General features: G+C 70.6%; 27 protein-coding genes and 1 riboswitch. Of the genes, 14 read left to right on the top strand and 13 right to left on the bottom strand.

What is annotated here, in order from left to right:
* Window positions 1-48 precede the first annotated feature (48 nt).
* The 3 genes from ACFQVC_RS33450 to ACFQVC_RS33460 form a co-directional block, all read right to left on the bottom strand.
* Window positions 49-2,109 (bottom strand): serine/threonine-protein kinase, encoded by a 2,061-nt coding sequence (locus ACFQVC_RS33450; protein ID WP_381837706.1) that lies wholly within the window; start codon window positions 2,107-2,109, stop codon window positions 49-51.
* Between the two features lie 179 nt (window positions 2,110-2,288).
* Window positions 2,289-2,954, bottom strand: coding sequence for a hypothetical protein (locus ACFQVC_RS33455; protein WP_381837708.1), 666 nt, complete (start codon window positions 2,952-2,954; stop codon window positions 2,289-2,291).
* Window positions 2,947-3,732 carry an alpha/beta hydrolase gene (locus tag ACFQVC_RS33460; protein ID WP_381837709.1) on the bottom strand — a complete coding sequence of 262 codons (786 nt, stop codon included), beginning with the start codon at window positions 3,730-3,732 and terminating at the stop codon, window positions 2,947-2,949. Before ACFQVC_RS33460 ends, ACFQVC_RS33455 begins: the two co-directional genes overlap by 8 nt.
* 181 nt (window positions 3,733-3,913) lie before the next feature.
* Between ACFQVC_RS33460 and ACFQVC_RS33465 the strand changes: the two genes are divergently transcribed.
* The 5 genes from ACFQVC_RS33465 to ACFQVC_RS33485 all read left to right on the top strand — a co-directional run bounded on the left by ACFQVC_RS33465 (window position 3,914) and on the right by ACFQVC_RS33485 (window position 9,160).
* Window positions 3,914-4,717 (top strand): lysophospholipid acyltransferase family protein, encoded by an 804-nt coding sequence (locus ACFQVC_RS33465; protein ID WP_381837894.1) that lies wholly within the window; start codon window positions 3,914-3,916, stop codon window positions 4,715-4,717.
* 115 nt (window positions 4,718-4,832) lie between these two features.
* Window positions 4,833-6,035 carry a MacS family sensor histidine kinase gene (gene macS / locus ACFQVC_RS33470; RefSeq protein ID WP_381837711.1) on the top strand — a complete coding sequence of 401 codons (1,203 nt, stop codon included), beginning with the start codon at window positions 4,833-4,835 and terminating at the stop codon, window positions 6,033-6,035.
* A 119-nt stretch (window positions 6,036-6,154) separates the two neighbouring features.
* The gene (locus ACFQVC_RS33475; RefSeq protein ID WP_381837896.1) at window positions 6,155-6,799 is read left to right on the top strand and encodes a response regulator; all 645 of its coding nucleotides are present in this window, start codon (window positions 6,155-6,157) and stop codon (window positions 6,797-6,799) included.
* Window positions 6,800-6,958: 159 nt separating this feature from the next.
* Window positions 6,959-7,987, top strand: coding sequence for a 6-phosphofructokinase (locus tag ACFQVC_RS33480; protein WP_381837713.1), 1,029 nt, complete (start codon window positions 6,959-6,961; stop codon window positions 7,985-7,987).
* A 165-nt stretch (window positions 7,988-8,152) separates the two neighbouring features.
* Window positions 8,153-9,160: a 2-hydroxyacid dehydrogenase gene (locus ACFQVC_RS33485; RefSeq protein ID WP_381837715.1), complete on the top strand. Its 1,008-nt coding sequence runs from the start codon at window positions 8,153-8,155 to the stop codon at window positions 9,158-9,160.
* Here the strand turns inward: ACFQVC_RS33485 and ACFQVC_RS33490 are convergent.
* The 3 genes from ACFQVC_RS33490 to ACFQVC_RS33500 form a co-directional block, all read right to left on the bottom strand.
* Window positions 9,100-11,058 carry an anthranilate synthase family protein gene (locus ACFQVC_RS33490; protein ID WP_381837717.1) on the bottom strand — a complete coding sequence of 653 codons (1,959 nt, stop codon included), beginning with the start codon at window positions 11,056-11,058 and terminating at the stop codon, window positions 9,100-9,102. The two genes, ACFQVC_RS33485 and ACFQVC_RS33490, sit on opposite strands and share 61 nt — an antisense overlap.
* Window positions 11,059-11,149: 91 nt before the next feature.
* Window positions 11,150-11,206: a trp operon leader peptide gene (locus ACFQVC_RS33495; protein WP_351255831.1), complete on the bottom strand. Its 57-nt coding sequence runs from the start codon at window positions 11,204-11,206 to the stop codon at window positions 11,150-11,152.
* 9 nt (window positions 11,207-11,215) lie between these two features.
* On the bottom strand, window positions 11,216-11,422 hold the full coding sequence (locus tag ACFQVC_RS33500; RefSeq protein WP_381837719.1) for a hypothetical protein: 207 nt from the start codon (window positions 11,420-11,422) through the stop codon (window positions 11,216-11,218).
* 28 nt (window positions 11,423-11,450) lie between these two features.
* On the opposite strand from ACFQVC_RS33500, the gene ACFQVC_RS33505 reads away from it, so the two are divergent.
* From ACFQVC_RS33505 to ACFQVC_RS33515, 3 genes are all read left to right on the top strand, one after another.
* Complete coding sequence (locus ACFQVC_RS33505; RefSeq protein ID WP_381837721.1) at window positions 11,451-12,368, top strand: DUF2867 domain-containing protein; 918 nt, start codon at window positions 11,451-11,453, stop codon at window positions 12,366-12,368.
* Window positions 12,369-12,386: 18 nt separating this feature from the next.
* Window positions 12,387-13,739, top strand: coding sequence for a class II 3-deoxy-7-phosphoheptulonate synthase (locus tag ACFQVC_RS33510; RefSeq protein WP_381837723.1), 1,353 nt, complete (start codon window positions 12,387-12,389; stop codon window positions 13,737-13,739).
* 160 nt (window positions 13,740-13,899) lie between these two features.
* On the top strand, window positions 13,900-14,166 hold the full coding sequence (locus tag ACFQVC_RS33515) for a (2Fe-2S)-binding protein (RefSeq protein ID WP_381837725.1): 267 nt from the start codon (window positions 13,900-13,902) through the stop codon (window positions 14,164-14,166).
* Window positions 14,167-14,201: 35 nt separating this feature from the next.
* On the opposite strand, the gene bfr is transcribed toward ACFQVC_RS33515, so the two are convergent.
* Window positions 14,202-14,681 (bottom strand): bacterioferritin, encoded by a 480-nt coding sequence (gene bfr, locus ACFQVC_RS33520; protein WP_381837727.1) that lies wholly within the window; start codon window positions 14,679-14,681, stop codon window positions 14,202-14,204.
* A gap of 155 nt (window positions 14,682-14,836) precedes the next feature.
* On the opposite strand from bfr, the gene ACFQVC_RS33525 reads away from it, so the two are divergent.
* A complete protein-coding gene (locus ACFQVC_RS33525) occupies window positions 14,837-15,460 on the top strand; it encodes a sulfite oxidase-like oxidoreductase (protein WP_381837729.1) in 624 nt (207 codons plus the stop codon).
* Between the two features lie 44 nt (window positions 15,461-15,504).
* Here ACFQVC_RS33525 and ACFQVC_RS33530 read toward each other — a convergent pair whose 3' ends face one another.
* From ACFQVC_RS33530 to thiO, 6 genes are all read right to left on the bottom strand, one after another.
* Window positions 15,505-16,119, bottom strand: a complete 615-nt coding sequence (locus ACFQVC_RS33530; RefSeq protein ID WP_381837731.1) for a DUF4396 domain-containing protein — start codon at window positions 16,117-16,119, stop codon at window positions 15,505-15,507.
* A gap of 142 nt (window positions 16,120-16,261) precedes the next feature.
* Window positions 16,262-17,140, bottom strand: a complete 879-nt coding sequence (locus ACFQVC_RS33535) for a deoxyribonuclease IV (protein WP_381837733.1) — start codon at window positions 17,138-17,140, stop codon at window positions 16,262-16,264.
* Window positions 17,141-17,279: 139 nt separating this feature from the next.
* Complete coding sequence (gene pknB, locus ACFQVC_RS33540; protein WP_381837735.1) at window positions 17,280-19,238, bottom strand: Stk1 family PASTA domain-containing Ser/Thr kinase; 1,959 nt, start codon at window positions 19,236-19,238, stop codon at window positions 17,280-17,282.
* A gap of 193 nt (window positions 19,239-19,431) precedes the next feature.
* Complete coding sequence (locus ACFQVC_RS33545; protein ID WP_381837737.1) at window positions 19,432-20,226, bottom strand: thiazole synthase; 795 nt, start codon at window positions 20,224-20,226, stop codon at window positions 19,432-19,434.
* A gap of 4 nt (window positions 20,227-20,230) precedes the next feature.
* Window positions 20,231-20,455 carry a sulfur carrier protein ThiS gene (gene thiS / locus ACFQVC_RS33550; RefSeq protein ID WP_381837739.1) on the bottom strand — a complete coding sequence of 75 codons (225 nt, stop codon included), beginning with the start codon at window positions 20,453-20,455 and terminating at the stop codon, window positions 20,231-20,233.
* A complete protein-coding gene (gene thiO / locus ACFQVC_RS33555) occupies window positions 20,452-21,687 on the bottom strand; it encodes a glycine oxidase ThiO (protein WP_381837741.1) in 1,236 nt (411 codons plus the stop codon). The genes thiS and thiO overlap by 4 nt, the downstream gene beginning before the upstream one ends.
* Window positions 21,685-21,796: riboswitch (TPP riboswitch) on the bottom strand. Its footprint overlaps the gene before it by 3 nt.
* A 175-nt stretch (window positions 21,797-21,971) precedes the next feature.
* Between thiO and ACFQVC_RS33560 the strand changes: the two genes are divergently transcribed.
* The 5 genes from ACFQVC_RS33560 to ACFQVC_RS33580 all read left to right on the top strand — a co-directional run bounded on the left by ACFQVC_RS33560 (window position 21,972) and on the right by ACFQVC_RS33580 (window position 26,617).
* Window positions 21,972-23,186 (top strand): NAD(P)/FAD-dependent oxidoreductase, encoded by a 1,215-nt coding sequence (locus tag ACFQVC_RS33560; protein ID WP_381837743.1) that lies wholly within the window; start codon window positions 21,972-21,974, stop codon window positions 23,184-23,186.
* Window positions 23,187-23,467: 281 nt separating this feature from the next.
* Window positions 23,468-23,833, top strand: a complete 366-nt coding sequence (locus tag ACFQVC_RS33565; protein ID WP_381837745.1) for an Rv2175c family DNA-binding protein — start codon at window positions 23,468-23,470, stop codon at window positions 23,831-23,833.
* Window positions 23,834-23,936: 103 nt separating this feature from the next.
* Complete coding sequence (gene thiE, locus ACFQVC_RS33570; RefSeq protein WP_381837747.1) at window positions 23,937-24,596, top strand: thiamine phosphate synthase; 660 nt, start codon at window positions 23,937-23,939, stop codon at window positions 24,594-24,596.
* 182 nt (window positions 24,597-24,778) lie between these two features.
* The gene (gene metF, locus ACFQVC_RS33575; protein WP_381837749.1) at window positions 24,779-25,702 is read left to right on the top strand and encodes a methylenetetrahydrofolate reductase [NAD(P)H]; all 924 of its coding nucleotides are present in this window, start codon (window positions 24,779-24,781) and stop codon (window positions 25,700-25,702) included.
* A 57-nt stretch (window positions 25,703-25,759) separates the two neighbouring features.
* Window positions 25,760-26,617 (top strand): hypothetical protein, encoded by an 858-nt coding sequence (locus tag ACFQVC_RS33580; RefSeq protein ID WP_381837750.1) that lies wholly within the window; start codon window positions 25,760-25,762, stop codon window positions 26,615-26,617.
* Window positions 26,618-26,655 lie beyond the last annotated feature (38 nt).

The following is a 26,655-nucleotide window of genomic DNA, read 5'->3' on the forward strand; positions in this document are numbered from 1 at the left end:
CGCGATTAGTCGTACAACTGATGGCTGTTTTCGGTCAGTTGGATCCGGTCAGGCGCGGTGGAACGTCCAGGCCTGGTTCTCCTGGGTGAAGGCCTTGTCCTTGTAGAACCTCATGCCGGACGGCTCGTCGGTGTCGAGGTAGGAGGGCTTCATTTCCCCGCACGCGGAGTTGGAGCGGGACTTGTCCACCGTGGCGGTGTCGAGATTCAGGCGGCTGCCGCCGTTCTGCACGGAGATCAGCCTGGCCACGTTCACACAGTTCTGGCCCGGTGCGCCCGTGGTGCCGTAGAACGTGACGGCCTGCTGGCCCGCGGTGGCCCGCTGCACCGTGATCCGGGTCGGACCGCCGTAGGGCGAATCGTTCGCCCAGCTGCCGAGGAAGTACGAGGGAACGCTGTTGGCCGGGGCCTCGCCGCCGCCACTGCCTCCGCTGTCGCCGCCGCCCGAACCCGAGCCGCCGCCCGAGGTCTGACTGCCGTCGGAGCCTTCGGCGGGCTGGTCGTCCGCCGCGCCGGTGGGGTCGCCGTCACCACCGCCCGCGCCGGCCGCCGCCGCGTCGCCCTTGTCCCCGCCGCTGTCCTTGCCCTTGCCGTCTTCCTTGCCCTTGCCCTTGTCCTCGTCCTTGCCCTTCGCGTCGGCGTCCTCGGACTTCGAAGGGGCCGGGGACGAGGGGGAGTTGCTCGAGGCGGGGGGCGCGCTGCGGTTGCTGTCGGCGCCCTGGGTGTCCCGGTCGCGCTCGATGAAGAGATACACGGTGCCGGAAGTGGCCAGGACGGCGAGCGCGGCTGCCGCGATGATCCAAGGGGTACGGCGATGGCCGCGCCGGTCGGTGCCGGGCCGGTCGGTGCCGGTCGCCGCGGACTGCTTCGGCGCCGGTGCCTCGGAGGCGGAGGGCGCACGGCGGAGGCGGAAGGTGGCGGGGTCGGACGGGGTGGGGGCGGCCTCGTCTGCGTCTGCGTCTGTGCCTGCGTCTGCTTCTGGGCCTGCCGCTTCGGCTCCGGTGTCCGCTGCCGCGTCGGGTGCGGGCTCCGGCTGGGGATCCTCCTCGGCTTCGCCGGGGGCGCCCGGCTCCGGGGTCCCCGTACCCGTACCCATTCCCGTACTCGCAGCCGCAAGAGGCGCCTCCGCGTCGAGGAGCCGTGCCGTGTGCTGTGCGAGATGGGCCACGAGTTCGCCCGGCAGCCAGGACGCCGATGACCCCCGAGCCGCCGTGGCCGGCCGCCCGGGGTCCGCCAACAGCGCGTCCACGTCCGGGCGTTCGGTGACGCCCTTCGTCAGGCAGCGGGCGATCAGCGCGCGCAGCGCCGTGTCCTCGATCCGGTCGAGGTCGGGCTCGTCCTCGACGATCCGGTACATCAGCGCGTGCTGGTTGCTCGCCCCGTGGCCGAACGCCAGGCGCCCCGTCGCCGCGTACACGAGCATGCAGCCGAGCGCGAAGACATCGGCTTTCGGGCCGGTCTCCTCGCCCCGGATCTGCTCGGGCGCCATGAAACCGGGTGAGCCGACCACCATGCCCGTGCTGGTGAGCAGCGACTCGATGGAGGTCTGCACGGCACGCGCGATCCCGAAGTCGATGACCTTGGGCCCCTCGACCGTGAGCATCACATTGGACGGCTTGAGGTCGCGGTGCACGATCCCGGCCCCGTGGATGCCCTGCAGCGCCCGCAGCATTCCGTCGGCGAGCGCGTGCACCGAGGCGGCGGGCAGCGGGCCGTACTCCCTGACGACCTGTTCGAGCGAGGGCCCCGGCACATAACCGGTGGCCACCCAGGGCCGCTCGGCCTGCGGGTCGGCGTCGAGCACGGGTGCCGTGAACCGCCCGCCGACGCTCCGTGCCGCCTCGACCTCGCGGCGGAAGCGGGCCCGGAACTGCCGGTCCGAGGTGTGCTCTTCGTGCACCACCTTCACGGCCACCGTCCGGCCGCCCTCGGACCTGGCCAGATAGACCCGGCCCATGCCGCCGGCGCCGAGGCGGCCGAGTAGCTGGTAGGGGCCCACGCGGGGCGGATCGGTGGGCGACAGCGGCTCGATGCCGCCGAATCCGTTGCCGAGCCCGCCGCCGAGCCTGCCGCCGAGCCCGTCGTCCCGGTCGTCGTGAGAGCTGTGCATGCCGGACCCGTCCCCCATTCGCCCCGATGGTGTCACTGCTGACAGATGACGATGTTGTCACTGATTACATGTGACGCTCCAGTGCGGCCGTTGGTTCTGCGGCTGCTGGAACTCGGGTCAGGATAGGGGGACTTGACCTTGATGTGAGTGTCTTGATGTGAGTGTGGGGCCCGCAGTGGTCAGACGACCGCGCCGCGCCCCGGGTCGTCGTCCTCCTCGTCATCGCCCCGCATCCGCAGTACGAGCGTGGCGAAGCCGCCGATGAAGCCGCCGATGCCGAGGGTGGTCAGCCACCACGTCATGTCCCAGCCGAGCAGGACGGCGAGCAGCAGCAGCACGGGGCCGCCGATGACCGCGAGCCAGGCGAACTTGGCCGTGGCATCGGCCTCGGGCAGCGGGGGCGGCTCCGGCGGTACGAAATGGCCCTCGTCGTCCGCGTCGGAGGCCTCCGACGGTGTGTAGTCCCGCGGGCCGACGCCGGGCGCGAAGGTGATGGAGCCGCCTGCTTTACCGGCACCGGCACCGGAGTCCGCGCCCGGTCCGGAGCCCGCGTCCGGGTCCGAGCCCGTGTCCGCGCCCGAATCCCCGGCAGGGTCCGAACCGGCGTCCCGGCCGGTCCCGGACGACGAGGACTCCGGCCCCTGCTTCGGGGCGGGCTCCGACTGATTGGCCTCCGCCACGAGGCCGGCGAGATCCTCGACCGACTTGAACGGCTTGGCGCCCGGCGGATCCGCGGGCTCCTCGCCGTACCCGGCGACGATCGCCGCCCAGGCCGCGTCTTCGTCGAGCGGGCGGCCCTCGTCCTCCTCGCGACTGCCGTCGCGCTCCGCACCGTGCTCAGCCACCGGTGGCCGTCCCCTCTTTGCTGTCGTCGACACTGGGGGCGAGCCGGCCGAGGAAGGCGAGGCTCTCCTCGAAGATCCGGTCCGCGTCATAGTCCAACGTCGCCACGTGGTAACTCTGTTCCAGCAGAATCTCCGTGACATCCGTGGACGAGACGCGGCTGAGGATGCGGGCCGAGTCGGCCGGCGGCACGACATGGTCCTGAGGGCTGTGCAGAAGCACGATCGGCTGGGTCACCTGCGGCAGCTCGGCGTCGACCAGGCGGAAGAACCGGCGCAGCGAGTGCGCGGCGTGCAGCGGCACCCGGTCGTACCCGATCTCCTCGCCGCCGTCCATGGCGATATCACTGGCGATGCCCTTGGTGGTGCGCACGAAGTGGCGGGCGACGGGCAGGGCGTGGGCGGCCAGGCCGTGGACCTTGTTCGCCGGGTTGACCAGGACCAGGCCCGCGATCGCGTCGCCGTGCTTGGCGGCGAGGCGCAGGGTGAGCGCGCCGCCCATGGAGAGCCCGAACACAAAGACCTGGGAGCAGCGCGCCCGCAGGTCGTGCAGCTCGCGGTCCACCTCCGCGTACCAGTCCTGCCAGCCGGTCAGGGCCATGTCCTGCCAGCGGGTGCCGTGTCCGGGCAGCAGGGGCAGGGAGACCGTCAGACCGTTCTTGGCCAGATACTCCGCCCAGGGGCGCAGCGACTGCGGGGATCCGGTGAAACCGTGGCAGAGCAGGACGCCGACCTCTCCGCCCTCGTGGCGGAACGGCTCGGCTCCGGGGAGGACCGGCACCTTCGGTCTCCTTCATGAGGTCCATGGTTCATGGGGGCCATGGGGATCGAACGGGAGGATGCGTTCACGGTACGCGACCGGACGGGCACCGACCAGGGCCGTCCCGGAAGGAGGGCCGGCCGGTGACGGGTTAAGGTCTGTTCGACAGAAACGAAAGGCGTACGCGTTGATCTACGGCGTAATGAAGCTCACCGTCGGCGGGAGTCTGAAGACCGTGTTCAGGCCCTGGGTGGAGGGCCTCGAGAACATTCCCGACGAGGGGCCGGCGATCCTCGCGAGCAATCATCTGTCCTTCTCGGACTCCTTCTTCCTGCCCGCGGTCCTGGACCGGAAGGTCACCTTCATCGCCAAGGCCGAGTACTTCACCTCTCCGGGGGTGAAGGGCAAGCTGACGGCGGCCTTCTTCAAGGGCGTCGGGCAGCTGCCCGTTGACCGCTCGGGTGCCCGCGGCGCGGGTGAGGCCGCCATCAAGAGCGGTATCGACGTCATCGAGCGCGGTGAGCTCTTCGGTATCTACCCGGAGGGCACCCGTTCGCCCGACGGCCGTCTCTACCGCGGCAAGCCCGGCGGCCTCGCGCGCGTGGCGCTCGCCACCGGCGCCCCGGTGATCCCGGTCGCGATGATCGACACGGAGAAGATCCAGCCGCCCGGCAAGGTCGTGCCGAAGCTGATGCGCCCCGGCATCCGGATCGGCAAGCCGCTGGACTTCAGCCGCTACCAGGGCATGGAGGGCGACCGCTTCATCCTGCGTTCGGTGACCGACGAGGTCATGTACGAAATCATGAAGCTCTCCGGCCAGGAGTACGTCGACATCTACGCGACCGCGGCGAAGCGGCAGATCGCGGACGCGGCGAAGAAGAAGGCCGAGCTGGAGAAGAAGGCCGAGCAGGAGAAGAAGGCCGAGCAGGAAAAGAAGAAGGCGGAGCAGGAGAAGGCCGGGCAGGGGGCCCCGCGGGGGAAGACCGGGCGGGACAAGGCCGCCTAGGCGTAGATTCCGGGGCGCGCCGCCAGGACTTCGCCCGGCCCGGTCACGCCGTGTGCGGGGCAGGGGGCAGGGGGCCGGGGCCGGGGCGGGCCCGTACGCGAGGGTGGGGGAGGACATGGCCAAGCGCGAGCGTGTCATGCGGATGTCGGTCGAACTGCCCCTGTGGCGCGCTCTGGCCGGATACCGCGTCCTGACGATGGTCTACGCGGTGGCGCGTTTCGTGCACGCGCGGGAGGACTACGACCGTGCCTGGATCGCCGTCGCCTACCTCGGCTTCCTCGCCGTGTGGACCGTGGTCACGCTCTCCCGCGTCTCCAACGCCGAGAGCTGTACCAAGCGCTTCCTCACCGCCGACCTGACCGTCGCGCTCACGGGCATCCTGCTGACCCCGCTCTCCGACCCCGATCACGGCGACGGCCCGACGCTGCCGAGCATATGGGCCGCCGGCGCCGTGCTCGCCTTCGCGCTCAAGGGCGGCTGGCGCTGGGCCGCGGTGGCCTCGTCCCTGGTGGCCGTCGCCAACATCATCCAGCGCCAGACCCCCAGCACGGACACCCTGCACAACGTCCTGCTCGTCTGGGTCGCCTCCATCGCCATCGGATACGTCGTCGAGGTCGCCCGTGCCTCGGAGCGCACCCTGGCCCGCGCCCTGGAGATCGAGGCGGCGACGCGTGAGCGCGAGCGCCTGGCCCGTGACATCCACGACAGCGTGCTCCAGGTGCTCGCGATGGTGCAGCGGCGCGGCACCGCGCTCGGCGGCGAGGCCGCGGACCTCGGCCGTCTCGCGGGCGAGCAGGAGGTCGCCCTGCGCACCCTGGTGGCGGGCGGCCTGGTGCCGGCGTCCCGCGCATCGGAGGACGTCGCGCAGGGCGCCGTGGTCCGCGAGGTCGAGGAGCCGGACGAGCCCGGCACGCCCGGCCCGCAGGATCTTCGGGCGCTGCTCGCGCTGCACGCCGGCGCCCGCGTGACGTTCTCGGAACCCGGCGCCCCGGTCATGCTCCCGGCCCCGGCGGCGAAGGAACTGGCCGCCGCTGTCAGTGCCGCCCTGGACAATGTGCGGCGGCATGCGGGAGACGACGCCCGGGCCTGGATCCTGGTCGAGGACTGGCCGGACGAGGTGATCGTGACGGTCAGGGACGACGGCCCGGGCATCCCGGAGGGCAGGCTCGCGCAGGCCGAGGGGGAAGGGCGCCTCGGGGTGGCCCTGTCGATCCGCGGCCGGCTGCGGGACATCGGGGGCACAGCCGAGCTGATCTCGGTCCCAGGGCAGGGCACGGAAGTAGAGCTGAAAGTCCCACGGGGGAAGGCGAGTCGATGAGCGAGCGGCACACGGAGAAGGACCAGAAGACCGGGAAGACCGGGAAGACCGGGAACGCCGGGAAGGCCGAGGGGGCGGAGCAGGCCGGGGCCGGGGAGAACGGCGGTCCGATCAAGGTGATGGTCGTCGACGACCACCCGATGTGGCGGGACGCCGTCGCCCGCGACCTCACCGAGGCGGGTCTCGACGTGGTCGCCACCGCCGGTGACGGCGAGCAGGCGGTGCGCCGCGCCAAGGCCGCGGGTCCCGACGTCCTGGTCCTGGACCTCAATCTCCCGGCCAAGCCCGGCGTGCAGGTATGCAAGGAACTGGTCGGCGCCAACCCGAAGCTGCGGGTCCTGGTCCTGTCGGCGAGCGGTGAGCACGCCGATGTGCTGGAGGCGGTCAAGTCCGGCGCCACCGGCTATCTCCTGAAGTCGGCGTCCACGGAGGAGCTGCTCGACGCCGTGCGCCGTACCGCCGTCGGTGACCCGGTGTTCACGCCCGGCCTCGCCGGCCTCGTCCTCGGTGAGTACCGCCGCCTGGCGTCGGAGCCGCTGCCCACCGAGCCGGACGAGCCCAAGGCCCCGCAGCTCACCGACCGTGAGACGGAGGTCCTGCGCCTGGTCGCCAAAGGCCTGAGCTACAAGCAGATCGCCGAGCGCCTGGTGATCTCGCACCGCACCGTGCAGAACCATGTCCAGAACACCCTGGGCAAGCTGCAGCTGCACAACCGCGTGGAGCTGGTGCGGTACGCGATCGAGCGGGGCCTCGACGAGGAGTGACCGGTGCGTGCGGTCGGCGGCAAAGCCCTCGAATGAGTGAACGCGCATGATCAACTCCCCTTGATTTCACCGGAATTGACGCTTCACCCCGTCCCGAAGTGACCTGGATCACCATTAGCGTGACCCGCATCAGGTCACTGAGGCGAAGGGACACATTCCATGCGGGTCGGAGTACTGACCGGAGGCGGCGACTGCCCCGGGCTCAATGCGGTCATCCGGGGCATCGTCCGCAAGGGCGTCCAGGAGTACGCGTATGACTTCCTGGGCTTCCGGGACGGCTGGCGCGGTCCCATCGAGGGCGACACCGTCCAGCTCGACATCCCGGCGGTGCGCGGCATCCTGCCCCGCGGGGGGACCATTCTCGGCTCCTCGCGCACCAACCCCTTCAAGGAGGAGAACGGCGTCCGGCGGATCAAGGAGAACCTCGCCAAGCACGACATCGAGGCGCTGATCGCGATCGGCGGCGAGGACACCCTCGGCGTCGCGGCGCGGATGTCCGACGAGTACGGCATCCCCTGCGTCGGCGTGCCCAAGACCATCGACAACGACCTCTCGGCCACCGACTACACCTTCGGCTTCGACACCGCCGTGGGGATCGCCACCGAGGCCATCGACCGTCTGCACACCACCGCCGAGTCCCATATGCGGGTGCTCGTCGTCGAGGTCATGGGCCGGCACGCCGGCTGGATCGCCCTGCACTCGGGCCTCGCGGGCGGCGCCAACGTCATCCTGATTCCCGAGCAGCGCTTCGACGTCGACCAGGTCTGCGCCTGGGTGACCTCGCGCTTCAAGGCCTCGTACGCGCCGATCGTGGTCGTCTCCGAGGGGGCGATGCCCAAGGACGGCGAGATGATCCTCAAGGACGGCTCCCTGGACTCCTTCGGGCATGTGCGTCTTTCGGGCGTCGGCGAGTGGCTGGCCAAGGAGATCGAGCAGCGCACCGGCAAGGAGGCCCGCACCACGGTCCTCGGCCACGTCCAGCGCGGCGGCACTCCCTCCGCCTTCGACCGCTGGCTGGCCACCCGCTTCGGACTGCACGCGATCGAGGCGGTACGCGACGGCGACTTCGGCAAGATGGTCGCCCTGCGCGGCACCGACATCGTGCGGGTCCCGATCGGCGAGGCCACGGCGAAGCTGAAGACGGTCGATCCGAAGCTGTACGAGGAGGTCGGCGTCTTCTTCGGCTGAGCCGCGGGCAGCGGTCCGCCGCACCCGTCCGCCGGACCGTCCGTCGGCCCGTCCGCCGAGCGGCAGCCCCGGGCTCTGGGTCGTATATTCGCGATGTTCGTGTTTGCGCGAAATGCGGCCCAGAGCTCTTTGCTCGGCCCCTTGACCAGCGGAACGGGAGAAGTCGTGGAAATCCTGGCATTCGGTGTGCAGGCCGACGAGAAGCCGCTGATCGAGAAGGCCTTCGCGGGACTCCACGACGTCCGCTGTCTCGATGTGTTCCTGACCGAGGACACCGCCCCCATCGCGGCGGGCTACGAGATCATCTCCACCAGCGTCAACGCCAGCCTGGACAATCGCGTCCTGCAGACTCTCGCCGCGGGCGGGACGCAGATGATCGCGCAGCGCTCCACCGGCTTCAACAACATCGACCTGCTGGTCGCCGAGCGCCTCGGCCTCACCGTGGCCCGGGTCTCGTACTACTCGCCCTACTCGGTGGCCGAGTTCGCCTGGACCCTCGCGATGGCGGTCAACCGCCGGATCGTGCGCGCCTCCAACCGGACCCGGGACTTCGACTTCCGCCTCGACGGGCTGATGGGCCGGGACATGCGCGGCCGCACCGTGGGCGTCCTGGGCACCGGCAAGATCGGTGAGGCGTTCACCCGGATCGCCCATGGCTTCGGTATGAACCTGCTCGGCTGGGACGTGGCGCAGAACCCCGCGTGCGTGGAGCTCGGCATGAAGTACGTCGAGAAGGACCAGCTCTTCGCCGAATCCGACCTGGTCAGCCTGCACGTCCCGCTGTTCCCCGAGACGAAGCACATCATCAACGCCGAGGCGCTTGCGGTCATGAAGGACGAGGCGATCCTGGTGAACTCCAGCCGGGGCGCCCTGATCGACACGGAGGCCCTGGTCGGCGAGCTCCGCCGGGGCAGATTCGCCGGCGTCGGCCTCGATGTCTACGAGGCCGAGGCCGGGCTCTTCTTCCTCGACAAGTCGATCCAGGGCGTCCAGGACGACACCCTGGCCCGCCTGATGACCTTCCCGAACGTCCTGGTCACCTCCCACCAGGCGTACTACACGGTGGACGCGGTGGGCCAGATCATCGAGACGACCGTCAAGAACGTCCAGGACTACACGGAGGGCCGCCGCAGCGAGAACGTCCTCGTCCCCGCGGAGCCCAAGGTCAGCTGACCCAGGAGTTCCGCGACGATCCGGGTGCCGCGCAGCGTGAGCACCGACTCCGGGTGGAACTGCACCCCCGCGAACCCGGGCCCGCGCAGCGCATGCACTTCGCCCGTCGCCGCGTCGCGGGAGACCTCCACCGAGTGCGCCGCGAGCTCCGCCTCCGCCTCGTCGTCGCAGTGCGCCACGAAGCTGTTGTAGAAGCCCACCACCTCGGGCCGCCCGAACAGCTCGATCCGGGTCTGTGCGCCCTGGTACGGAATCTGCTTCCGTACGGTCTCCAACCCCAGCTCGACGGCGAGGAGTTCATGCCCCAGACAGACTCCGAGCAGGCCGTGCCGGTGCTCGCGTACGAGGGCGGCGGCGAGCGAGCGCAGCGTCCGCATCTTGGGGTCGGCGGTGTCCGACGGGTCGCCGGGGCCGGGGCCGAGGACGATCGGGCCCTCGTGGCGCAGGGCCGCTTCCCGCAGCCCCGGCTCGTCGTAGCGCCGCACGCTCACCTCCAGGCCCGATGACCGCAGCAGATGCGCGAGCATCGCCGTGAAGGTGTCCTCGCCGTCGATCACCAGGGCGTGCCCGGACAGCGTCTGTGACCGCTCCTGCATCCGCAGCCAGAACGGCGCAAGCGAGGCGCGCCGCGAGTCCAGCGCCTCACGCACCCGCGGATCGTCCGCCAGCTTCGGCCGTACGTCCTGCCCGCGCGGCCGTCCCGGACGCACCCCCAGGGCGGCCAGCACCCCGGCGGCCTTGGCATGGGTCTCGGCGACCTCGCTCACCGGGTCCGAGTCGCGCACCAGGGTCGCGCCGACCGATACCCGCAGCCGGCCTGCGGCGTCGATGTCGGCGGTACGGATCAGGATCGGCGAGTCCAGGGTCCGGGCGCCGACGGCTCCTTCCCGGCCACCGTCACCGGCGGCCGGGCCGATGAGGGCGAGGGCGCCCGCGTAGTAGCCGCGCCCGCCCGGCTCGTACCGCTCGATGACCCGGCAGGCGTTCTGCACGGGGGAGCCGGTGACCGTCGCCGCGAACATGGTCTCCTTCAGGACCTCGCGCACATCGAGGGAAGACTTGCCGCGCAACTCGTACTCGGTGTGGGCGAGATGGGACATCTCCTTCAGGCGCGGGCCGACCACGACACCGCCCATGTCACCGACGGTGCACATCATCTTGAGCTCCTCGTCGACCACCATGGAGAGCTCGGAGATCTCCTTGCCGTCCGCGAGGAAGTCGAGGAGGTGCTCGGGCGTGGGGCCTTCGGCGGGGTAGCGGTAGGTCCCGCTGATCGGGTTCATCACGACCGTCCCGCCGTTCATGCGCACATGCACTTCAGGACTGGCCCCGACGAGTGTGCGCTCCCCGGTGTGCACGACATACGTCCAGTACGCGCCCCGCTCACCCGCGAGCAGCCGGCGGAACAGGGCGAGCGCGTCCGCCCGTGAGAACCCCGGGACCGTGCCCTCGAAGTTCCGCCGGATCACGAAGTTGGCGCCCTCGCCCTGCCCGATCTCGTCCCGGATCACCCGCTCGACGATGTCCGCGTACGCCTCGTCGTCGATGTCGAAAGCCCCGTCCTGGACGGCCACTTGATGCGCGGGCAGCGCTTCCATGACCTCGTCGAGGGGCAGTGTGCAGACCTCATCGGCGGCCAGGACCGACAGCGGGGTGCCGTCGTCGCGGACGTCGAAGCCCCGCTCCCTGATCTGCCGGAACGGTACGAGGGCCAGGACCGGAAGCTCCCGGTCCGGGATATCGCGGAGCCGCTCGGCCTCCTGCACCGGTCCGAGCAGCACCTCGACGGTGTTCTCGTCATGACCGGGCGTACGGCGGCGGAGCAGGGCGAAGGGGGTGTCGGAGTCGAGGAGCCGACGGATCAACTGCTGTGCGGGCTTCGCGGACTGTGCGGGCATCGGAGGTTCCTTCCTGGCGAGAGGAGGGAACGGCCCGGAAAACACTGAAGGCCGCCCCTCGGGCGGCCTTCGCGAATCGGTGTACGCGCAGTCAGTGGGCCGCCGGGTGAGCGGTCCACCACCAGTTACGGGTCGTGTGCGCGAACATGCCGTGACCCTAGCGCATGAGGAGTGCGTCCAGCGTTCTGTCCGGATAGTGGCCGCGCTCCGCCTCATCGGGCAGCGCCGACGGCACCGCGTGCGCGAGCTGACTGTGCCCCAAGCAGACGGTGTACGCGAGCAGTCCGCGCCGGTGCGCCTCCTCGTCGGGGAAGCCGGCCGCGGCGAAGAGCCGGGCCAGATAGGCCACCCGGCGCCCGGTCACGCGCCGCAGGGCCGCCGCGACCTGGGGGGTGGCCGGCGGTGGCGAGCAGCGAGACCTCCAGGGGGTCGGACGCGGCGGACGCGAAGGCCACCGTCAGGAGCCGCCGGATCCGGGCCTCGGGGTCGGGCTCCGCCTCGACCTCGGCGATGGTGCCTTCCGTGCGCACCTCGGCCCAGCGGTCGAGGGCCGCCTCGATCAGTGCCGCGCGGTTGGCGAAGGCCGCCGCGTCCGCTTCGACGGCGCCCCGCCCTGGGACGGCTTCCACGAACTGACGGTCGAGCCGCTGGGCGCGGACCGGTGCCGTGTCCGGCACGTCCTGGAGAGGGAGTTCGGGGCCGGCGGCCGTCTCACATGGCTGCTTGTCGTGCGGCCCGTGCACGACACGATCATCGAGGAGCTGTTCGACAACATCGAGCGTGTGACGACCGGCGGCCCCGCCAGGCCGGTGCGCCGGTCGGCCCGGGTGCGGCTGCTCCGCCGCCTGCTGTGGGCCAGACCGGAGACGGTCGCCGTCCCGGAGCGGGCCCGGCTGCTGCGCGCGGCCGTCGACCGCCCCGGCTACACGGACGCGTACCGCATGGAGCTGCAGCCGGGCCTGCCGCGCGACCCGGCGGCCTGGACCGGGATCCTGCGCGACGCCTTTCCCGTGCTCGCCCGCGAGGACGGGGAGCTGCTCCTGGACGTGAACACGGCGGGCCTGACCGCCCGCGCCTCGATCCTCGTCGACGAGCGATACCTCACACTCAGCACCGCCGTGGCGGCCGCGACCCTGCGCAGCCGCCCTTATTGGGGCGTGGTCCGCAGGGCGCATCCCTTCATGGCCCGCACCATGCTGCGCCGCACCCACCGCCGCCTGGCACTGGCCGCACCGAGCGCCGGGGAGCGCGCCAGGGACGCCGGGACGGCCGTCTCACGTAGTGGGCCGGGGGATGGGCAGTCGGCATGACCCCGTAATGTTGTCGAGGTGACCGTGAACGCTAAGACCACCGCTGACGGTGGCAACACCTGGCGAGACCTGCCCGCGGCGCAGCAGCCCGAGTACCCCGATGCCGAGGCTCTGCGCGATGTGATCGCGGACCTCGAGTCGTATCCGCCGCTCGTCTTCGCAGGCGAGTGCGACCAGCTGCGCGCCCGCCTTGCGTCCGTCGCCAAGGGAGAGGCGTTCCTGCTCCAGGGCGGCGACTGCGCCGAGGCCTTCGACGGCGTATCGGCCGACCACATCCGCAACAAGCTCAAGACCCTGCTCCAGATGGGCGCCGTGCTCACGTACGCCGCCTCGGTGCCGGTCGTGAAGGTCGGCCGGATCGCGGGCCAGTACTCCAAGCCGCGCTCCAAGCCCACCGAGACCCGTGACGGCGTCACGCTGCCGACCTATCGCGGCGACTCCGTGAACGGCTTCGAGTTCACCGAAGAGGCCCGGATCCCGGACCCCGAGCGCCTGAAGCGGATGTACCAGGCCTCCGCCTCGACGCTGAACCTGGTGCGCGCCTTCACCACCGGTGGTTACGCCGACCTGCACCAGGTGCACGCCTGGAACCAGGACTTCGTGAAGTCGTCCCCGTCGGGCCAGCGCTACGAACAGCTCGCCCGCGAGATCGACAACGCGCTGAAGTTCATGCGCGCCTGCGGCACGGACCCGGCCGAGTTCCGGACCGTCGAGTTCTACGCCTCCCACGAGGCGCTGCTTCTCGACTACGAGACGGCGCTGACCCGCACCGACTCGCGCACCGGCAATCTGTACGACGTCTCGGGCCACATGGTCTGGATCGGTGAGCGCACCCGTCAGCTCGACCACGCGCACATCGAGTTCGCCTCGCAGATCCGCAACCCGATCGGCATCAAGCTGGGCCCGACGACCACCCCGGAGGAGGCGCTGCAGTACATCGAGCGCCTCGACCCGGACCGTGAGCCCGGCCGGCTGACCTTCATCGTGCGGATGGGCGCGGACAAGATCCGCGACAAGCTGCCGACCCTGGTCGAGAAGGTCACCGCGTCCGGCGCCCAGGTCGCCTGGATCACCGACCCGATGCACGGCAACACCTACGAGGCCGCGTCGGGCCACAAGACCCGGCGCTTCGACGATGTGCTCGACGAGGTCAAGGGCTTCTTCGAGGTGCACAAGGCGCTCGGCACGCACCCGGGCGGTATCCACGTCGAGCTCACCGGTGACGATGTCACCGAGTGCGTGGGCGGCGGCGACGAGATCTTCGTCGACGATCTGCACCAGCGCTACGAGACGGCCTGCGACCCGCGCCTCAACCGCAGCCAGTCGCTCGACCTGGCGTTCCTGGTGGCGGAGATGTACCGGGACCAGTAATTCTGTCCCTTTTGACACAGCAGCGTGGGGCGCGGATCACATCTGATCCGCGCCCCACGCTTCTTTTGTGTGCGCACCTCGGCGGGTAAGGTTAGGTTAGCCTCACCGATTAATCGGGACGGCGCCATCTATCGATCCCGACAGCGAATCCACCGGGGAGGTGAGCCGCGTGTTCGTCTGCAACTGCTTCGGAGTCACCGAAGAGCAGGTCAAGAAGCACGCGGCGGACGGTGCCTGCACCCCCCGCCAGATAGCGTCCGCCTGCAAGGCCGGCACCGACTGCGGCTCGTGCGTACGCCGTATCCAGGCCCTGCTCGGCCGGGGCTCCTGCCCCCGCCGTGAGCTGATCGACCAGGGTGAGCCCGCCCTCGCGTCGGCGGCGGAACTCGCAGAGCTGAACGAAGCCGACCTGGGCGAAGCCGCCTGAACGGCGCGGTCCGACTGCTGGCCTGACTGCCCGGTCTAACTTTCCGGCTGCTCGATCAGCTGGGCGATGTAGAGCGGCTCACCGAGCTTCTCGATCAGCTCGAGCTGGGTGTCGAGATAGTCGATGTGGTGCTCTTCGTCCTCGAGGATCGACTCGAAGATATTGGCCGAGGTGATGTCGCCCTTGGCGCGCATGACCTCCACCCCGCGCTTGAGCCGGTCGATCGCCTCGACCTCGATCTGCCGGTCGGCCTGGAACATCTCGGTGACCGTCTGCCCGACCCGTACATGGAACAGGCGCTGGTAGTTGGGCAGCCCTTCGAGGAAGAGGATGCGGTCGGTGAGCACTTCCGCGTGCTTCATCTCGTCGATCGACTCGGACCGCGTGTACTTGGCGAGCTTGGGCCAGCCGAAGTTCTCCTGCATCTTCGCGTGCAGGAAGTACTGGTTGATCGCCGTGAGCTCGGCGGTCAGCTGCTCATTGAGGAATTCGATGACCTCGGGGTCGCCCTGCATCGCAGAGGCTCCTTCCAAGTATGTATCGGGGGCAGGTGCGCGCATCCTTGCACCGGTGCCAGAAGAGCGTCCAGTAAGTGCACGCTTAGTAGGAGTTGCCCGAATCGGTGCAGACCTGGTCACGTCCACACGTCGCGGGCTGTCATCATGGAGGCATGGGTCAGCCGGAAAGCCGCGAAATGGAGCAGTCGGAGCTTCCTCCGGGACAGCGGCTGCAGCGGGGCTGGCCCGTCACCCATTACGGCCCGGTCCCCAAGTTCCGCCCGGAACGCTGGGAGTTCAGGGTTTTCGGCGCCACCGCCGACGGCGACAAGCACTGCTGGACGCACGAGGAGTTCGCGGCACTTCCCTACGCCACGGTCGTCGCCGATCTGCACTGCGTCACCAAATTCTCGATGCTCGGCGCCGAATGGGGCGGGGTGCTCGCCCGCACCCTCCTCGAGCTCGCGCCGCCCGCGGACGATGTCACGCACGTGATGGTCTGGGCCGAGTACGGCTTCAGCTCGAATCTGCGGCTCGACGACTTCGCCTCCGAGAAGGCGATCTTCGCGACGCACCGGGACGCCGAACCGCTCACCGCCGAACACGGCTTCCCGCTACGGCTCGTGGTGCCTCATCTGTACGCCTGGAAGGGCCCCAAGTGGGTCCGCGGCATCGAGTACATGACCGCCGACCGCCGTGGCTTCTGGGAGGAGCGCGGCTATCACAACATCGGCGACCCCTGGCGTGAGCAGCGCTATTCCTACCAGGAGGAGCCGGGCGACGGCCCGGAGCTGTAGCAGCCTCCGGGCCATGGTCGTGACGCCCGTCCCGCGGGCCGGTGTCAGTGGTACTGGTGCACCACCGCGTGGCCCTTGCCGCGGCCGATCATCCACTTGTTGACCGGGGTGGTGATCAGGAAGGCGGCGAAGAGTGCGATCGCAAGGATCCACCAGAACTTCGGGTCCGAGAGATGTGCGTCCATGCCGCCGGGCCACAGCGCGATCACGCCGTTGTCGATCAGCTCCATCACGGCGATCGACAGGGTGTCGGCGGCCAGGGCGACCCGGAACGCGGTCTTGAAGTCGACGCCTGCCTTGAGGATGCCGCGCAGCGTCAGGGCGTAGCCGAAGAAGAACGCGAGCAGGATCGCGAGCGCCATCGTCTGGACGTTTCCCCAGCCGAGGGCCGTGCCGATCACCATGCCCAGGACCTCGCCGATGGCGCACCCGGTGAGGCAGTGCAGCGTGGCCTGTGCCGCCATGCGCCAGCTGACCTTGCCGCCGCCTCCGTGATTGTGGTGGTGGCCGTGGCCTGCGTGTTCCTTGTGGTCTGTGTGGTTCGAGTGGCCTGCGTGTTCTTGGTGGTTCTCATGGCCTTCGTGGCCGTGATGCTGGTGGTGCTCGTGGTTCCCGTGCTCGGTGTGCTGTCCGTGCCCGGTGTGCGTGCCGTGCTCCATGAGTGACCCCCAAAGTCCGGTAACGGCTCCTGCCGATGACAAGAACCGTATACCCCCAGGGGGTATTCCTCAAGCGCTCTGCGCGACCCCGTTCCCTCTCTGTGAACTCGCTGAAGTCTCCTGAAGGTCCCCTGGAGGTCCCTCAGAGGGACCCGGTGTCCCTGAGCCTCTGCAGCCGGGCCACATCCGCGGCGTGGCCCTCCTTGCCGCCCGGTGTCTCGATCACCAGGGGGACGCCCTCGGTCGCGGGGTGGGTGAAGAGCTCGCCGAAGGGGGCCTCGCCGATATGGCCGGCGCCGATGTTGGCGTGCCGGTCCTTGTGGGCGCCCACCACATCCTTCGAGTCATTGGCATGGATCAGCTTGAGCCGGCCCTCGCCGACGGTGTCCACGAGCAGATCGAGCGTCTGCTTCATGCCGCCGGGCCCGCCCAGATCGTGGCCCGCCGCGAAGATATGGCAGGTGTCCAGGCAGACACCCAGCTTGGGGTGGGCGTCCAGGGCCTCGAAGTACGGGCCGAAGTCCCAGGTGCGCGAGCAGAGCGAGGAGCCCTGCCCGGCTGTCGACTCCAGGAGCAGATACGGGTCGTCCTCGTGCGTCAGCTCTTCGAGCAGCGGCAGCATGTACTCGCGTACCTGCTTCAGGGCGACCGACCGGTCCCGGCCGCCGGTCGCGGACCCGGTGTGCACCACCACGCCGAGCGCGCCGATCTCCCGGCCCCGGCGCAGCGAGTGGCGCAGCGAGACGACCGACTTCTCCACGGTCGCCTCGGTGTGGGAGCCGAAGTTGATCAGATACGGGGCGTGGATGTACGCCGGGATGCCCTCGTCGGCGCAGGCCGCGCGGAACGCCTCGTCCTGCTTCGGGTTGCCGACGGGCGTGGCCCAGCCGCGCGGGTTGGCGACGAAGACCTGGACGGTCTCGGCGCCCATCTCACGTGCGTAGGACAGACCGACGGAGGCCAGACCGCCGGCCACGGGGACATGGCCGCCGACGGGGTTGCGGGTTCTCTTGCTGCTCACCCGTCCAGGGTTTCATGCGCCGGACGCGGCCCGGACGGCGGTCCGCCCGCCTCGTCCGTACCCGTGGCCGGTATCTGTTGCCGGTGGACCGTGGCCGGTGTCCGTGGCCCGTGGCCGTCGCCCGACGCCGGGCGGAGGGTCAGCGCACCCGGATCGTGATCTCGCTGCCCCTGGGGGCCTCGTCGCCGCCGCTCACCGACTGGTCCCAGACCGTGTCGCCGAGGAACCACTTCTGCACACTGACCTTGAACCCCTTGGCCTGCAGCTTCTCCTTGGCCTCGGCCGTCTTGAGGCCCTCGACGTCCGGGACTTCGACCATGTCCTGGCCCTTGGAGACCGTCAGCGTGACCTTGTCGCCCTCGGCCAGCTGGGCGCCCTCGCCCGGCCGCTGCACGGCGACGGTGCCCTTGTCCTCCTCGGAGAAGACCCGCTCGGGTGCGATCTCGACCTGCAGACCCGCCTCCTGGAGCTCGGAGCGGGCGTCGTCGACCGAATCGCCGACCACGTCCGGGAGTTCCACCGGGCTGCCCTTGCTGACCGTGAGCGCTATCGCCGAGCCGGGCTTGAGCTTGCTGCCGACCGGCGGCTCAGTGCTGATCACCGAGTTCTTCGGCACCTCTTCGCTGAACTGCCTTGTCACCATGCCCGGTTCGAGACTGCGCTCGCGCAGGTCGTTCTTGGCCTTCTCCAGCGGGGTGTTCTTCAGGTCGGGTACGGCGACGATGCGCGGGCCGAGCGAGATGATGAGCCTCACCTTGCCGTTGTCCCGGATGCGGCTGCCCGACTTCGGGGTGCTGCCCATGACGGTGCCGCGCTTGTCGGAGGTGCTGTACTCCCGCTTGACGTCGCGTACGTCGAGGCCGGCGTCGGACAGTGACTTGCGGGCCTCCGCCTCCGTCTTGGTGAGCAGCGGTGGTACCTGGGTGAACTGGCCGGAGTTGATGTACCAGACGCCCACGCCCACACAGAGGGTGAGCAGCGCGACGATCAGCGCCAGCACGCCTCGGCTCGGCCGGCGCCGGTTCCCCGGGCCCCCGACGGATGACTGCGTGGGCGCCTGCGGCGGCATCTCCAGACGGCTGGTGCGGTTGAGCTGCTGCTCGTCCGCGGCGGCGGTCCCGGGCAGCTCCAGCTGCTCGGCGGGGAGCGGGTGCGGCACGCTGCCCGACGCCCGCGGTATGACGCTGGTGCGGTCGTTGCCGTTGTCGTGTTCCTGGGCCCTGGCTCCCGGTGGTACGGCGTCCAGCTGCTCGTCGGTCAGGGCGGCACGGGCCTGGCGGGTCTGGGACAGCAGCGCCACCGCGTCGTGCGGGCGCACCTCGGGGGTGCGGGCGGTGGCGGCGGCGGTCAGCTCGTCGAGGTCCACGGGCAGGCCGGGGACCAGGGCCGACGGCGGCGGTACGTCCTCGTGCAGATGGCGGTAGAGGACCTGCGCGGGGGACTCGCCGGTGTGCGGCTTGGCGCCGGTCAGCATCTCGTACAGGACGACACCGCACGCGTACACGTCGACCCGGGGGTCCGCCGTGCCGTGCTCGATCTGCTCGGGCGCCAGGTAGGAGACGGTGCCGAGGACGGCGCCCGTGGTGTTGGTGACGGTGTCCACCGCGCGTACGAGACCGAAGTCGGCGACCTTGACCCGGCCGTCGTCCCCTATGAGGACGTTCTCCGGCTTCATGTCGCGGTGCACGAATCCCGCGCGGTGGGCGGCGCCGAGCGCGGCCAGGACCGGCTCCAGGATGTCGAGTGCGGCCCGCGGCTGCAGCGCCCCGCGCTCTCTCAGAACGTCGCGCAGGGTGCACCCCGCGACGTACTCCATCGCGAGATAGACATACGCGCCGTCGGCACCCTGGTCGTAGACCCCGACCACATTGGGGTGCGAGAGGCGGGCGACCGACTTGGCCTCGCGGATGAAGCGCTCCACGAACGAGACGTCCGCCGCCAGCGTCGGGTGCATCACCTTGAGCGCGAGCACGCGGTCGAGGCGGGTGTCCACGGCCCGGTAGACCGTGGCCATCCCGCCGACCGCTACGCGTGCGTCGATGCGATAGCGGCCGTCGAGCACCTGCCCGACGAGCGGGTCCTGAAGGGTCGTGTCCACGCGGAGAGTCTACGAGCGACCACGGACAGCCCTTACCGTCCGGGGGAATCCGGGGCCGGACTGCAGCAGAGCTGTGACCCCGGGTTCCGCCGGTCGGTATGGGTTCTTGTGGCCGGTGCGGGGCGGGCGTGCGGCTGCTCGTTGGTTGTGGTCCCGCCCAACCGCCCGGCCGCCCAACCGCCCGGCCGCCCGGTCAGAAGGCCGGGCGCTCCGGGTCGAGCCGTGCCATGCCCTCGGTGGGCGAGGACGCCTCCGCGAAGTGCCGGCGCGGGATGCGTCCCGCCCGGTGGGCGAGACGGCCCGCCTCGACCGCGTGCCGCATCGCCTCCGCCATGAGCACCGGCTCCTGCGCCCGCGTCACCGCCGAGGCCAGCATCACCGCCGAGCACCCCAGCTCCATGGCGAGCGACACATCGGACGCCGTGCCCGCACCCGCGTCCAGAATCACCGGCACGCGCGCGTGCTCCACGATCAGCTGGAAGTTGTGCGGATTGCGGATGCCGAGGCCCGAGCCGATGGGGGAGCCGAGCGGCATGATCGCCGCACAGCCCGCGTCCTCCAGCTTCCGCGCGAGCACCGGGTCGTCATTGGTGTACGGAAGGACCGTGAAACCGTCGTCGACCAGCGTCTCGGCGGCCTCCAGGGTCTCGATCGGATCGGGCAGGAGGGTGCGCTCGTCGGCGATGACCTCCACCTTGATCAGGTCGGTACCCAGCGCTTCGCGCGCGAGGCGGGCGGTCAGTACGGCCTCGCCCGCGGTGAAGCAGCCCGCGGTGTTGGGCAGCACCTCGATGCCGAGCTTGCTCAGGACGGAGAGCACCGAGCCCTTCACACCCGGGTCGAGCCGGCGCATCGCGACCGTGGTGAGCTCGGTGCCGGACGTGGCAAGGGAGCGCTCCAGGACATCGAGGCTGGGTGCGCCTCCGGTGCCCATGATCAGGCGGGACGAGTAGGACGTACCGCCGATGACCAGAGGGTCGTCTGCCATGGGGTCAGCCTCCTTGGACGGCGGTGAGGATCTCGACACGGTCCCCGTCACGCAGCGCTGTGCGCGGCCACTCACCGCGCGGGACGACGGTTTCGTTGACGGCGGCGGCCACTCCAGAGGGGGCGGTACTGAAACCCGCCACTAGAGCGTCGAGTGTGGTGCCGGCCGCGAGGGAGCGGGGCTCGCCGTTGACGGACAGGGACACGGAAGCGGTGGCTGCGGTGCTCATACGGGCTGCTCCTCGAGGACGCTGAAGCGCTTCGGCGTGAACGGGCGGGCGTCCTCCGGGAGTTCACCGCTGGTCAGGGCGTGCGCCATCGCGTCGCCGGTGATCGGGGTGAGCAGCACGCCGTTGCGGTAGTGGCCGGTGGCCAGATGCAGGCCCGGCAGCCTGGTCGGCCCGAGCAGGGGGGCGTTGTCGGGGGAGCCGGGGCGCAGACCCGCCCGGGTCTCGGTGAGCGGAAGTTCGGTGATCCCGGGCACCAGCTCATGGGCGTCCCGCAGCAGCTCGTAGACGCCGCCCGCGGTGACCGTGGTGTCCCAGCCGAGCTCCTCGCTGGTGGCCCCGACGACCAGCTCGCCGTTCTCGCGCGGCACCAGGTACACATGGCTGCCGCGGACCACGGCCCGCACGGTCCGGCTCAGGAACGGCGCGTACGCCTTCGGCACGGTCAGGCGCAGGACCTGGCCCTTGACGGGGCGCACCGGCGGTATGACGTCGGCGGGGACCCCGGCGAGCTCGCCGCTGAGGCTGCCGGCGGCCAGAACGACCTGCCCGGCGCTGAGCTCGGTGCCGTCGCGCAGCACGGCGCCGCGGGCCCGGTCACGCGCCACCCTGAGGCGGTCGGCCCAGGTCCGGTGGAAGACCACGCCGGCCCGCTCGCACGCCGTCACCAGGGCCCTGGCCAGGCGCCGCGGGTCGACCTGGTGGTCGCCGTCGACGCGCAGGCCGCCGCGTACGCCGGGGGCGAGCATCGGCTCCAGGCGGCGGCACTCGCGCCCGGACAGCCACTCGGACGCGAGCCCCGACTGGCTTTGCAGGGCGTGCAGTTCACGAAGGTGGGCGCGGTCGTCGGCGTCCAGGGCGACGGCCAGGGTGCCGCACGCGCGGTAGCCGAGTTCCTGGCCGGTCGCCTCTTCGAGCTCAGCGGCGAACTCCGGATAACGCCGCGCGGAGGCGAGGTTGAGGGCGAGCAGGCCCTGCTCGCCGTAGTGCAGTTCGGTGACGGCGGCGAGCATGCCCGCGGCGACCTGCGCGGCGCCGCCGCCCGGCTCGGGGTCGACGACCGCGGTGGACAGGCCGCGCTGCGCCGCCCGCCAGGCCGTGACCAGGCCGATGATGCCGCCGCCGAGCACGAGTACGTCCGGTGCGCCCGCGACGTCCGGTGTGCTCGCGATGTCCGGTGTGCTCGCGACGACCGGTGCGCCCGCGTCGGACCTCGGTGGTGTGCGTGGATGCATGGGCTTCCAGCCCCTCCCTTCGCCGGCATGACCCGGATCAGGTTCGTACGGTCGGAGGCGCTGAGCCTCCCTCTCAGCCCGGTGCTTCCGGGCTCCCGCGAGTGGTCTACGTCGGCCACCCTAGCCCTTGGCCCCTGATCACTTGAAGGGAGCCGCCGGGGTGCCCTGTCCGGCGTACGGACCGCGCTCACGTGCCGGACGCCGACGGCACTGTGCAGCACATCACTACGCGATCTTCACCAGGACCAGTACCTGACAGATCGTCACGTGCTTATGGTGACCGGGTGAGCGAGCAGAGGCAGCAAGAGCAGCGCGTCGTCATCGTCGGCGCGGGAATGGCCGGGGTGCAGACCGCCGTGGCGCTGCGGGAGCAGGGCTTCACGGGCGCGGTCACCCTCATCGGCGCCGAACCGCACCAGCCCTACGACAGGCCGCCGCTGTCCAAGGCCGTGCTGCTCGGCAAGGCCGAAGGGTCCGCGTTCGACGTCGACTTCGAGCAGCTCGGCGTACACCTGCGCCTGGGCGAAGAGGTCACGGGGCTGCGCCCGGAAGCGCATGAACTCGACATCGCGCGGGGGCCGGTCGGCTACGACGTCCTGGTGCTCGCCACCGGCGCCGAACCCCTGCACCTGCCGGGTGCCGAAGGGGTCCCCGGCGTGCACCTGCTGCGCACCCTGGACGACGCGGAACGCCTGCGGCCCGTGCTCGCCGAACAGCACGACATCGTGGTCGTCGGGGCCGGCTGGATCGGCGCCGAGTTCGCCACCGCCGCGCGCGAGGCGGGCTGTGCGGTCACCGTCGTGGAGGCCGCGGGTCGGCCTCTCGCCGGGGCACTGCCCGCCGAGGTCGCCGCACCCATGGCGCAGTGGTACGCGGACTCGGGGGCGGAACTCCGTACCCACGCGCGCGTGCAGCGGATCGAACCCGGTGCCGTGGTGCTCGACGACGGCACCCGGCTGCCCGCGGGCGCCGTCGTGGTCGGTATCGGCGCCCGCCCCGCGACGCGCTGGCTCGACGGCTCGGGCATCGAGACGGGCCCGGACGGCGCTGTCGTCGCGGACCGGAGCCTGCGCACCTCTGCGCCCGACGTCTACGCGGTCGGCGACTGCGCCTCCTTCCCCTCGGAGCGCTATGGGCAGCGCCTTCTCGTCCACCACTGGGACAACGCCCTGCAGGGGCCCCGCGCGGTGGCGGCCAACATCATCGGCGAGGAGCCGACGGCGTACGACCCCGTGCCCTACTTCTGGTCCGAGCAGTTCGGGCGCTTCGTGCAGTACGCCGGCCACCACTCGGCCGCGGACACCGTGATCTGGCGCGGCGACCCGGCCACCCCCGCCTGGTCGGTGTGCTGGCTCCGGGACGGCGCACTGGTGGCGCTGCTCGCGGTGGGGCGGCCGCGGGACCTCGCGCAGGGACGGCGGCTGATCGAGTCCGCGACGCGGCTCGACCCCGAGCGGGTGGCGGACCCGGCGGTCCCGCTGAAGTCGGCGAAGACCTGACGGGGGCGAGGGCCTGAAGTCGGCGGGGAGCTGGCGGCGGCGAGGAGCTGCGGCGAGGAGCTGACGGCGGGAAAGCGCCGAGGCCGCGAAGGCCCGACGGCGGGCCCGTACCGCTGACGGCAGGTGCACGTCACTGCGTTCCGTACCGCCGACAGCACCGCCCTCCGTACCGCCGAATCACGCCCTGACGTGCGCGATCGTCGCATTCTGCCGGGTATGTCACCCCGCGGCGGGGGAGCGCCGGGTACCGACTGTCAGTCCGGGATGGCACGCTTGTCCTTGTGACCGAGATTGACGCAAAGATCGATGCTCTCGTCCCCGCCTGGCTCAACCTCCCCGAGATCGCCGAACGGTTCGGCGTCGAGGTGACGCGCGTGCGACAGCTCGTCAAGGAAGGCCAGCTGATCGCCGTGCGCCGCGGTGAGAACAGGGCGCTGCATGTGCCCGCCGCCTTCATCGACGGCGAGAAGATCGTCAAGGGCCTCAGCGGCACCTTGACGCTCCTGCGGGACGACGGCTTCTCCGACGAAGAGATGCTCGAGTGGCTCTTCACCTCCGACCCGACCCTGCCCGGCACCCCGGCGCAGGCCCTGAGCGAGAATCGCGGCACGGAAGTGAAGCGCCGAGCCCAGGCGCTCGCCGTCTGACCTGACACCGGACGCCCGTCGTCCGGCCGACAACCGACGGCGTACGGACCGGGGCCCCGCAAGCCCCGGCCCGTACGCCACCGACAAACGGGGGGATCGCTCCATGCCTGCGACGGACCGCGCACCGCGCGCCCTGCTGGCCGACGCCCGGCTCTATCTGTGCACCGACGCGCGCAAGCGCCAGGGCGACCTGCCCGAGTTTCTCGACGCGGTGCTCGCGGGCGGCGTCGACATCGTGCAGCTGCGCGACAAGGGCATGGAGGCCGGTGAGGAGCTGGAGCACCTCGAGGTGTTCGCCGACGCCTGCAAGCGGCACGGCAAGCTGCTCGCGGTGAACGACCGGGCGGATGTCGCCCACGCCATCGGCGCCGACGTCCTCCACCTCGGCCAGGGCGATCTGCCCGTGCCCGCGGCCCGCGCCGTTCTGGGCCGTGAAGTCCTCATCGGCCGCTCCACCCACGCCGAGTCCGAGGCGGCGGCCGCCGCCGTCCAGGAAGGCGTGGACTACTTCTGCACGGGCCCCTGCTGGCCCACCCCCACCAAGCCGGGCCGGCACGCCCCCGGACTCGACCTGGTGCGGTACACCGCCGGACTCGGCACCGACCGGCCCTGGTTCGCGATCGGCGGGATCGACGCGGACCGCCTGGACGACGTCCTCGAGGCGGGCGCGCGCCGTGTCGTCGTCGTCCGCGCCCTCACGGAAGCGGACGATCCGGCAGCAGCGGCGGCGTACTTCGCCAAGCGCCTGCGTGAAGCGGCGTAACCGAAAGCGGAGAAGCGAAAAGCGGCGCAGCCAAGAAGCGGCTTGATCGAAGCGGCGCAATAGCGAGGTTGTGACTGCTTTGGGGTGCACGGGTGTCCGAAGGGTGGACAACAAACGGTCATAGCGGGCAAATGTCCCGGCCGTGGTTGGGGTGCCACCACCCCGCTGACTAACCTGCGGGTATGGCCCTAGGCACTGCTTCCACCAGGATGGATCGCGCACGCACCGTGCGCGACATGCTCGCGACCGGCAAGACCACGTTCTCATTCGAGTTCTTCGCGCCGAAATCCGAGAAGGGCGAGCGGAGCCTGTGGGACTCGCTGCGCCGGATCGAGGCGGTCGCGCCCGACTTCATCTCCGTCACCTACGGCGCGGGCGGCTCCACCCGCGCGGGCACGGTGAAGGAGGCCCAGCGGGTCGTCGCCGACACGACGCTCACCCCCGTCGCCCACCTCACCGCGGTCAGCCACTCCATCGCCGAACTGCGCAACATCATCGGCCAGTACGCCGACGCCGGGATCCGGAACATCCTCGCGGTCCGCGGTGACCCGCCGGGCGACCCCATGGGCGAGTGGGTCCCGCACCCGCAGGGACTGACCTACGCCGCCGACCTGGTCCGCCTGATCAAGGAGTCCGGCGACTTCTGTGTCGGCGTCGCGGCGTTCCCCGAGATGCATCCGCGCTCCGCCGACTGGGACAGCGACATCCGGTACTTCGTGGACAAGTGCCGCGCGGGTGCCGACTACGCGATCACGCAGATGTTCTTCGACCCGGAGGCCTATCTGCGCCTGCGCGACCGGGTCGTGGCCGCCGGCTGCGAGACCCCGGTCATCCCCGAGGTCATGCCGCTGACCAGCGTCAAGCAGCTGACCCGGTTCGCGGAGCTCAGCAACGCCGCCTTCCCGCAGGACGTGAAAGAGCGGATCCTCACAGCCAAAGACGATCCGGCGGCTGTACGCTCCATTGGCATCGAGTTCGCGACGGAGTTCAGCGCGCGGCTGCTGTCCGAAGGAGTGCCCGGTCTGCACTTCATTACGATGAACAACTCCACGGCGACGCTGGAAATCTACGAGAATCTGGGCCTGCACGACCTACAGCAGGCCTGACACTCAGGCCGCGGCCGTGCCCGAACGGGGCGCGCGGGCCGTAGGAGAGGGGCGTACATGGGCTGGACGGTCCTCTACATCGCGTTCGGAATCGTCGCGCTGTGGCTGCTCGGCGAGGTCCTGCTGCAGTACAAGGCACGGCTTCGCTGGCGGCTGCTCGCGTTCGTCGGATTCATCGGCGTGGTCCTCGGAGTGCTGCTGCCGTCGATCTGGGTCATCGGGATCGGCGCGGCCACCTTCGCCGTCGGCCAGACCTATGTGACGCTCTCGTTCCGCCGGGGCTTCTCCACGGGCTGGGCCATCGGCGGCAGCCCCGGCGCGAGCCGCCGCCGCAAGACGAAGGGGCTCGCCGCCCAGGACCCGACCCTCGAGGTCTCGGACCTGGAGTACGACGCGGGATACGGACCCGAACAGGCCCAGGAGTTCGCCGCCGCGCCCCCGCAGCCCCAGCAGTCCCCGGTGTACGCGCCGGAGCCGATGCCGGACGACACCATGCAGTACGGCGTCTACACCGACTCCGCCGCGTACCCGCCGCCCGCTGCCGCGCCCGCAGGCGTCGGCGACCCGGGCTACGACACCTATGCCGCGGCCGGATACGACCAGCAGTCCTACGGCTACGACACGGGCCAGCAGCAGTACGCCGCCTACTCCGACCCGTACATCGGCACACAGGCCGGATACGGCGACTACGACGGCTACGCGGGTCAGCAGGGCTACGACACCGGTTACCAGGACCCGTACGCCGCCGCCCCCTACCCGGGTGAGACCCCGCCCGGTGGAGTCTGGGTGCCGCAGCAGCGCACCGGCGACGACTACCTGGGCGGCGGTGAACTGCCGCCCGAGCAGCCCTATCCGCACCAGGGCCAGAACGGCTACGACACGGGCTACAACGAGCAGCAGCCCTACCGCTACTGACCGATACCGACCAGCTGTTGATCGCCGTCGCTGCAGCT

Source organism: Streptomyces monticola, from assembly GCF_042665355.1.
Lineage (GTDB): Bacteria > Actinomycetota > Actinomycetes > Streptomycetales > Streptomycetaceae > Streptomyces > Streptomyces monticola.

Excerpts from the sequence above, each read along its gene's own strand:
- ACFQVC_RS33450 (WP_381837706.1), bottom strand. The coding sequence starts at position 2,109 with ATGCACAGCTCTCACGACGACCGGGACGACGGGCTCGGCGGCAGGCTC.
- ACFQVC_RS33465 (WP_381837894.1), top strand. The coding sequence starts at position 3,914 with ATGAAGCTCACCGTCGGCGGGAGTCTGAAGACCGTGTTCAGGCCCTGG.
- macS (WP_381837711.1), top strand. The coding sequence starts at position 4,833 with ATGGCCAAGCGCGAGCGTGTCATGCGGATGTCGGTCGAACTGCCCCTG.
- ACFQVC_RS33475 (WP_381837896.1), top strand. The coding sequence starts at position 6,155 with ATGGTCGTCGACGACCACCCGATGTGGCGGGACGCCGTCGCCCGCGAC.
- ACFQVC_RS33480 (WP_381837713.1), top strand. The coding sequence starts at position 6,959 with ATGCGGGTCGGAGTACTGACCGGAGGCGGCGACTGCCCCGGGCTCAAT.
- ACFQVC_RS33490 (WP_381837717.1), bottom strand. The coding sequence starts at position 11,058 with ATGCCCGCACAGTCCGCGAAGCCCGCACAGCAGTTGATCCGTCGGCTC.
- bfr (WP_381837727.1), bottom strand. The coding sequence starts at position 14,681 with ATGCAGGGCGACCCCGAGGTCATCGAATTCCTCAATGAGCAGCTGACC.
- ACFQVC_RS33525 (WP_381837729.1), top strand. The coding sequence starts at position 14,837 with ATGGGTCAGCCGGAAAGCCGCGAAATGGAGCAGTCGGAGCTTCCTCCG.
- ACFQVC_RS33530 (WP_381837731.1), bottom strand. The coding sequence starts at position 16,119 with ATGGAGCACGGCACGCACACCGGGCACGGACAGCACACCGAGCACGGG.
- ACFQVC_RS33545 (WP_381837737.1), bottom strand. The coding sequence starts at position 20,226 with ATGGCAGACGACCCTCTGGTCATCGGCGGTACGTCCTACTCGTCCCGC.
- thiS (WP_381837739.1), bottom strand. The coding sequence starts at position 20,455 with ATGAGCACCGCAGCCACCGCTTCCGTGTCCCTGTCCGTCAACGGCGAG.
- thiO (WP_381837741.1), bottom strand. The coding sequence starts at position 21,687 with ATGCATCCACGCACACCACCGAGGTCCGACGCGGGCGCACCGGTCGTC.
- thiE (WP_381837747.1), top strand. The coding sequence starts at position 23,937 with ATGCCTGCGACGGACCGCGCACCGCGCGCCCTGCTGGCCGACGCCCGG.
- metF (WP_381837749.1), top strand. The coding sequence starts at position 24,779 with ATGGCCCTAGGCACTGCTTCCACCAGGATGGATCGCGCACGCACCGTG.
- ACFQVC_RS33580 (WP_381837750.1), top strand. The coding sequence starts at position 25,760 with ATGGGCTGGACGGTCCTCTACATCGCGTTCGGAATCGTCGCGCTGTGG.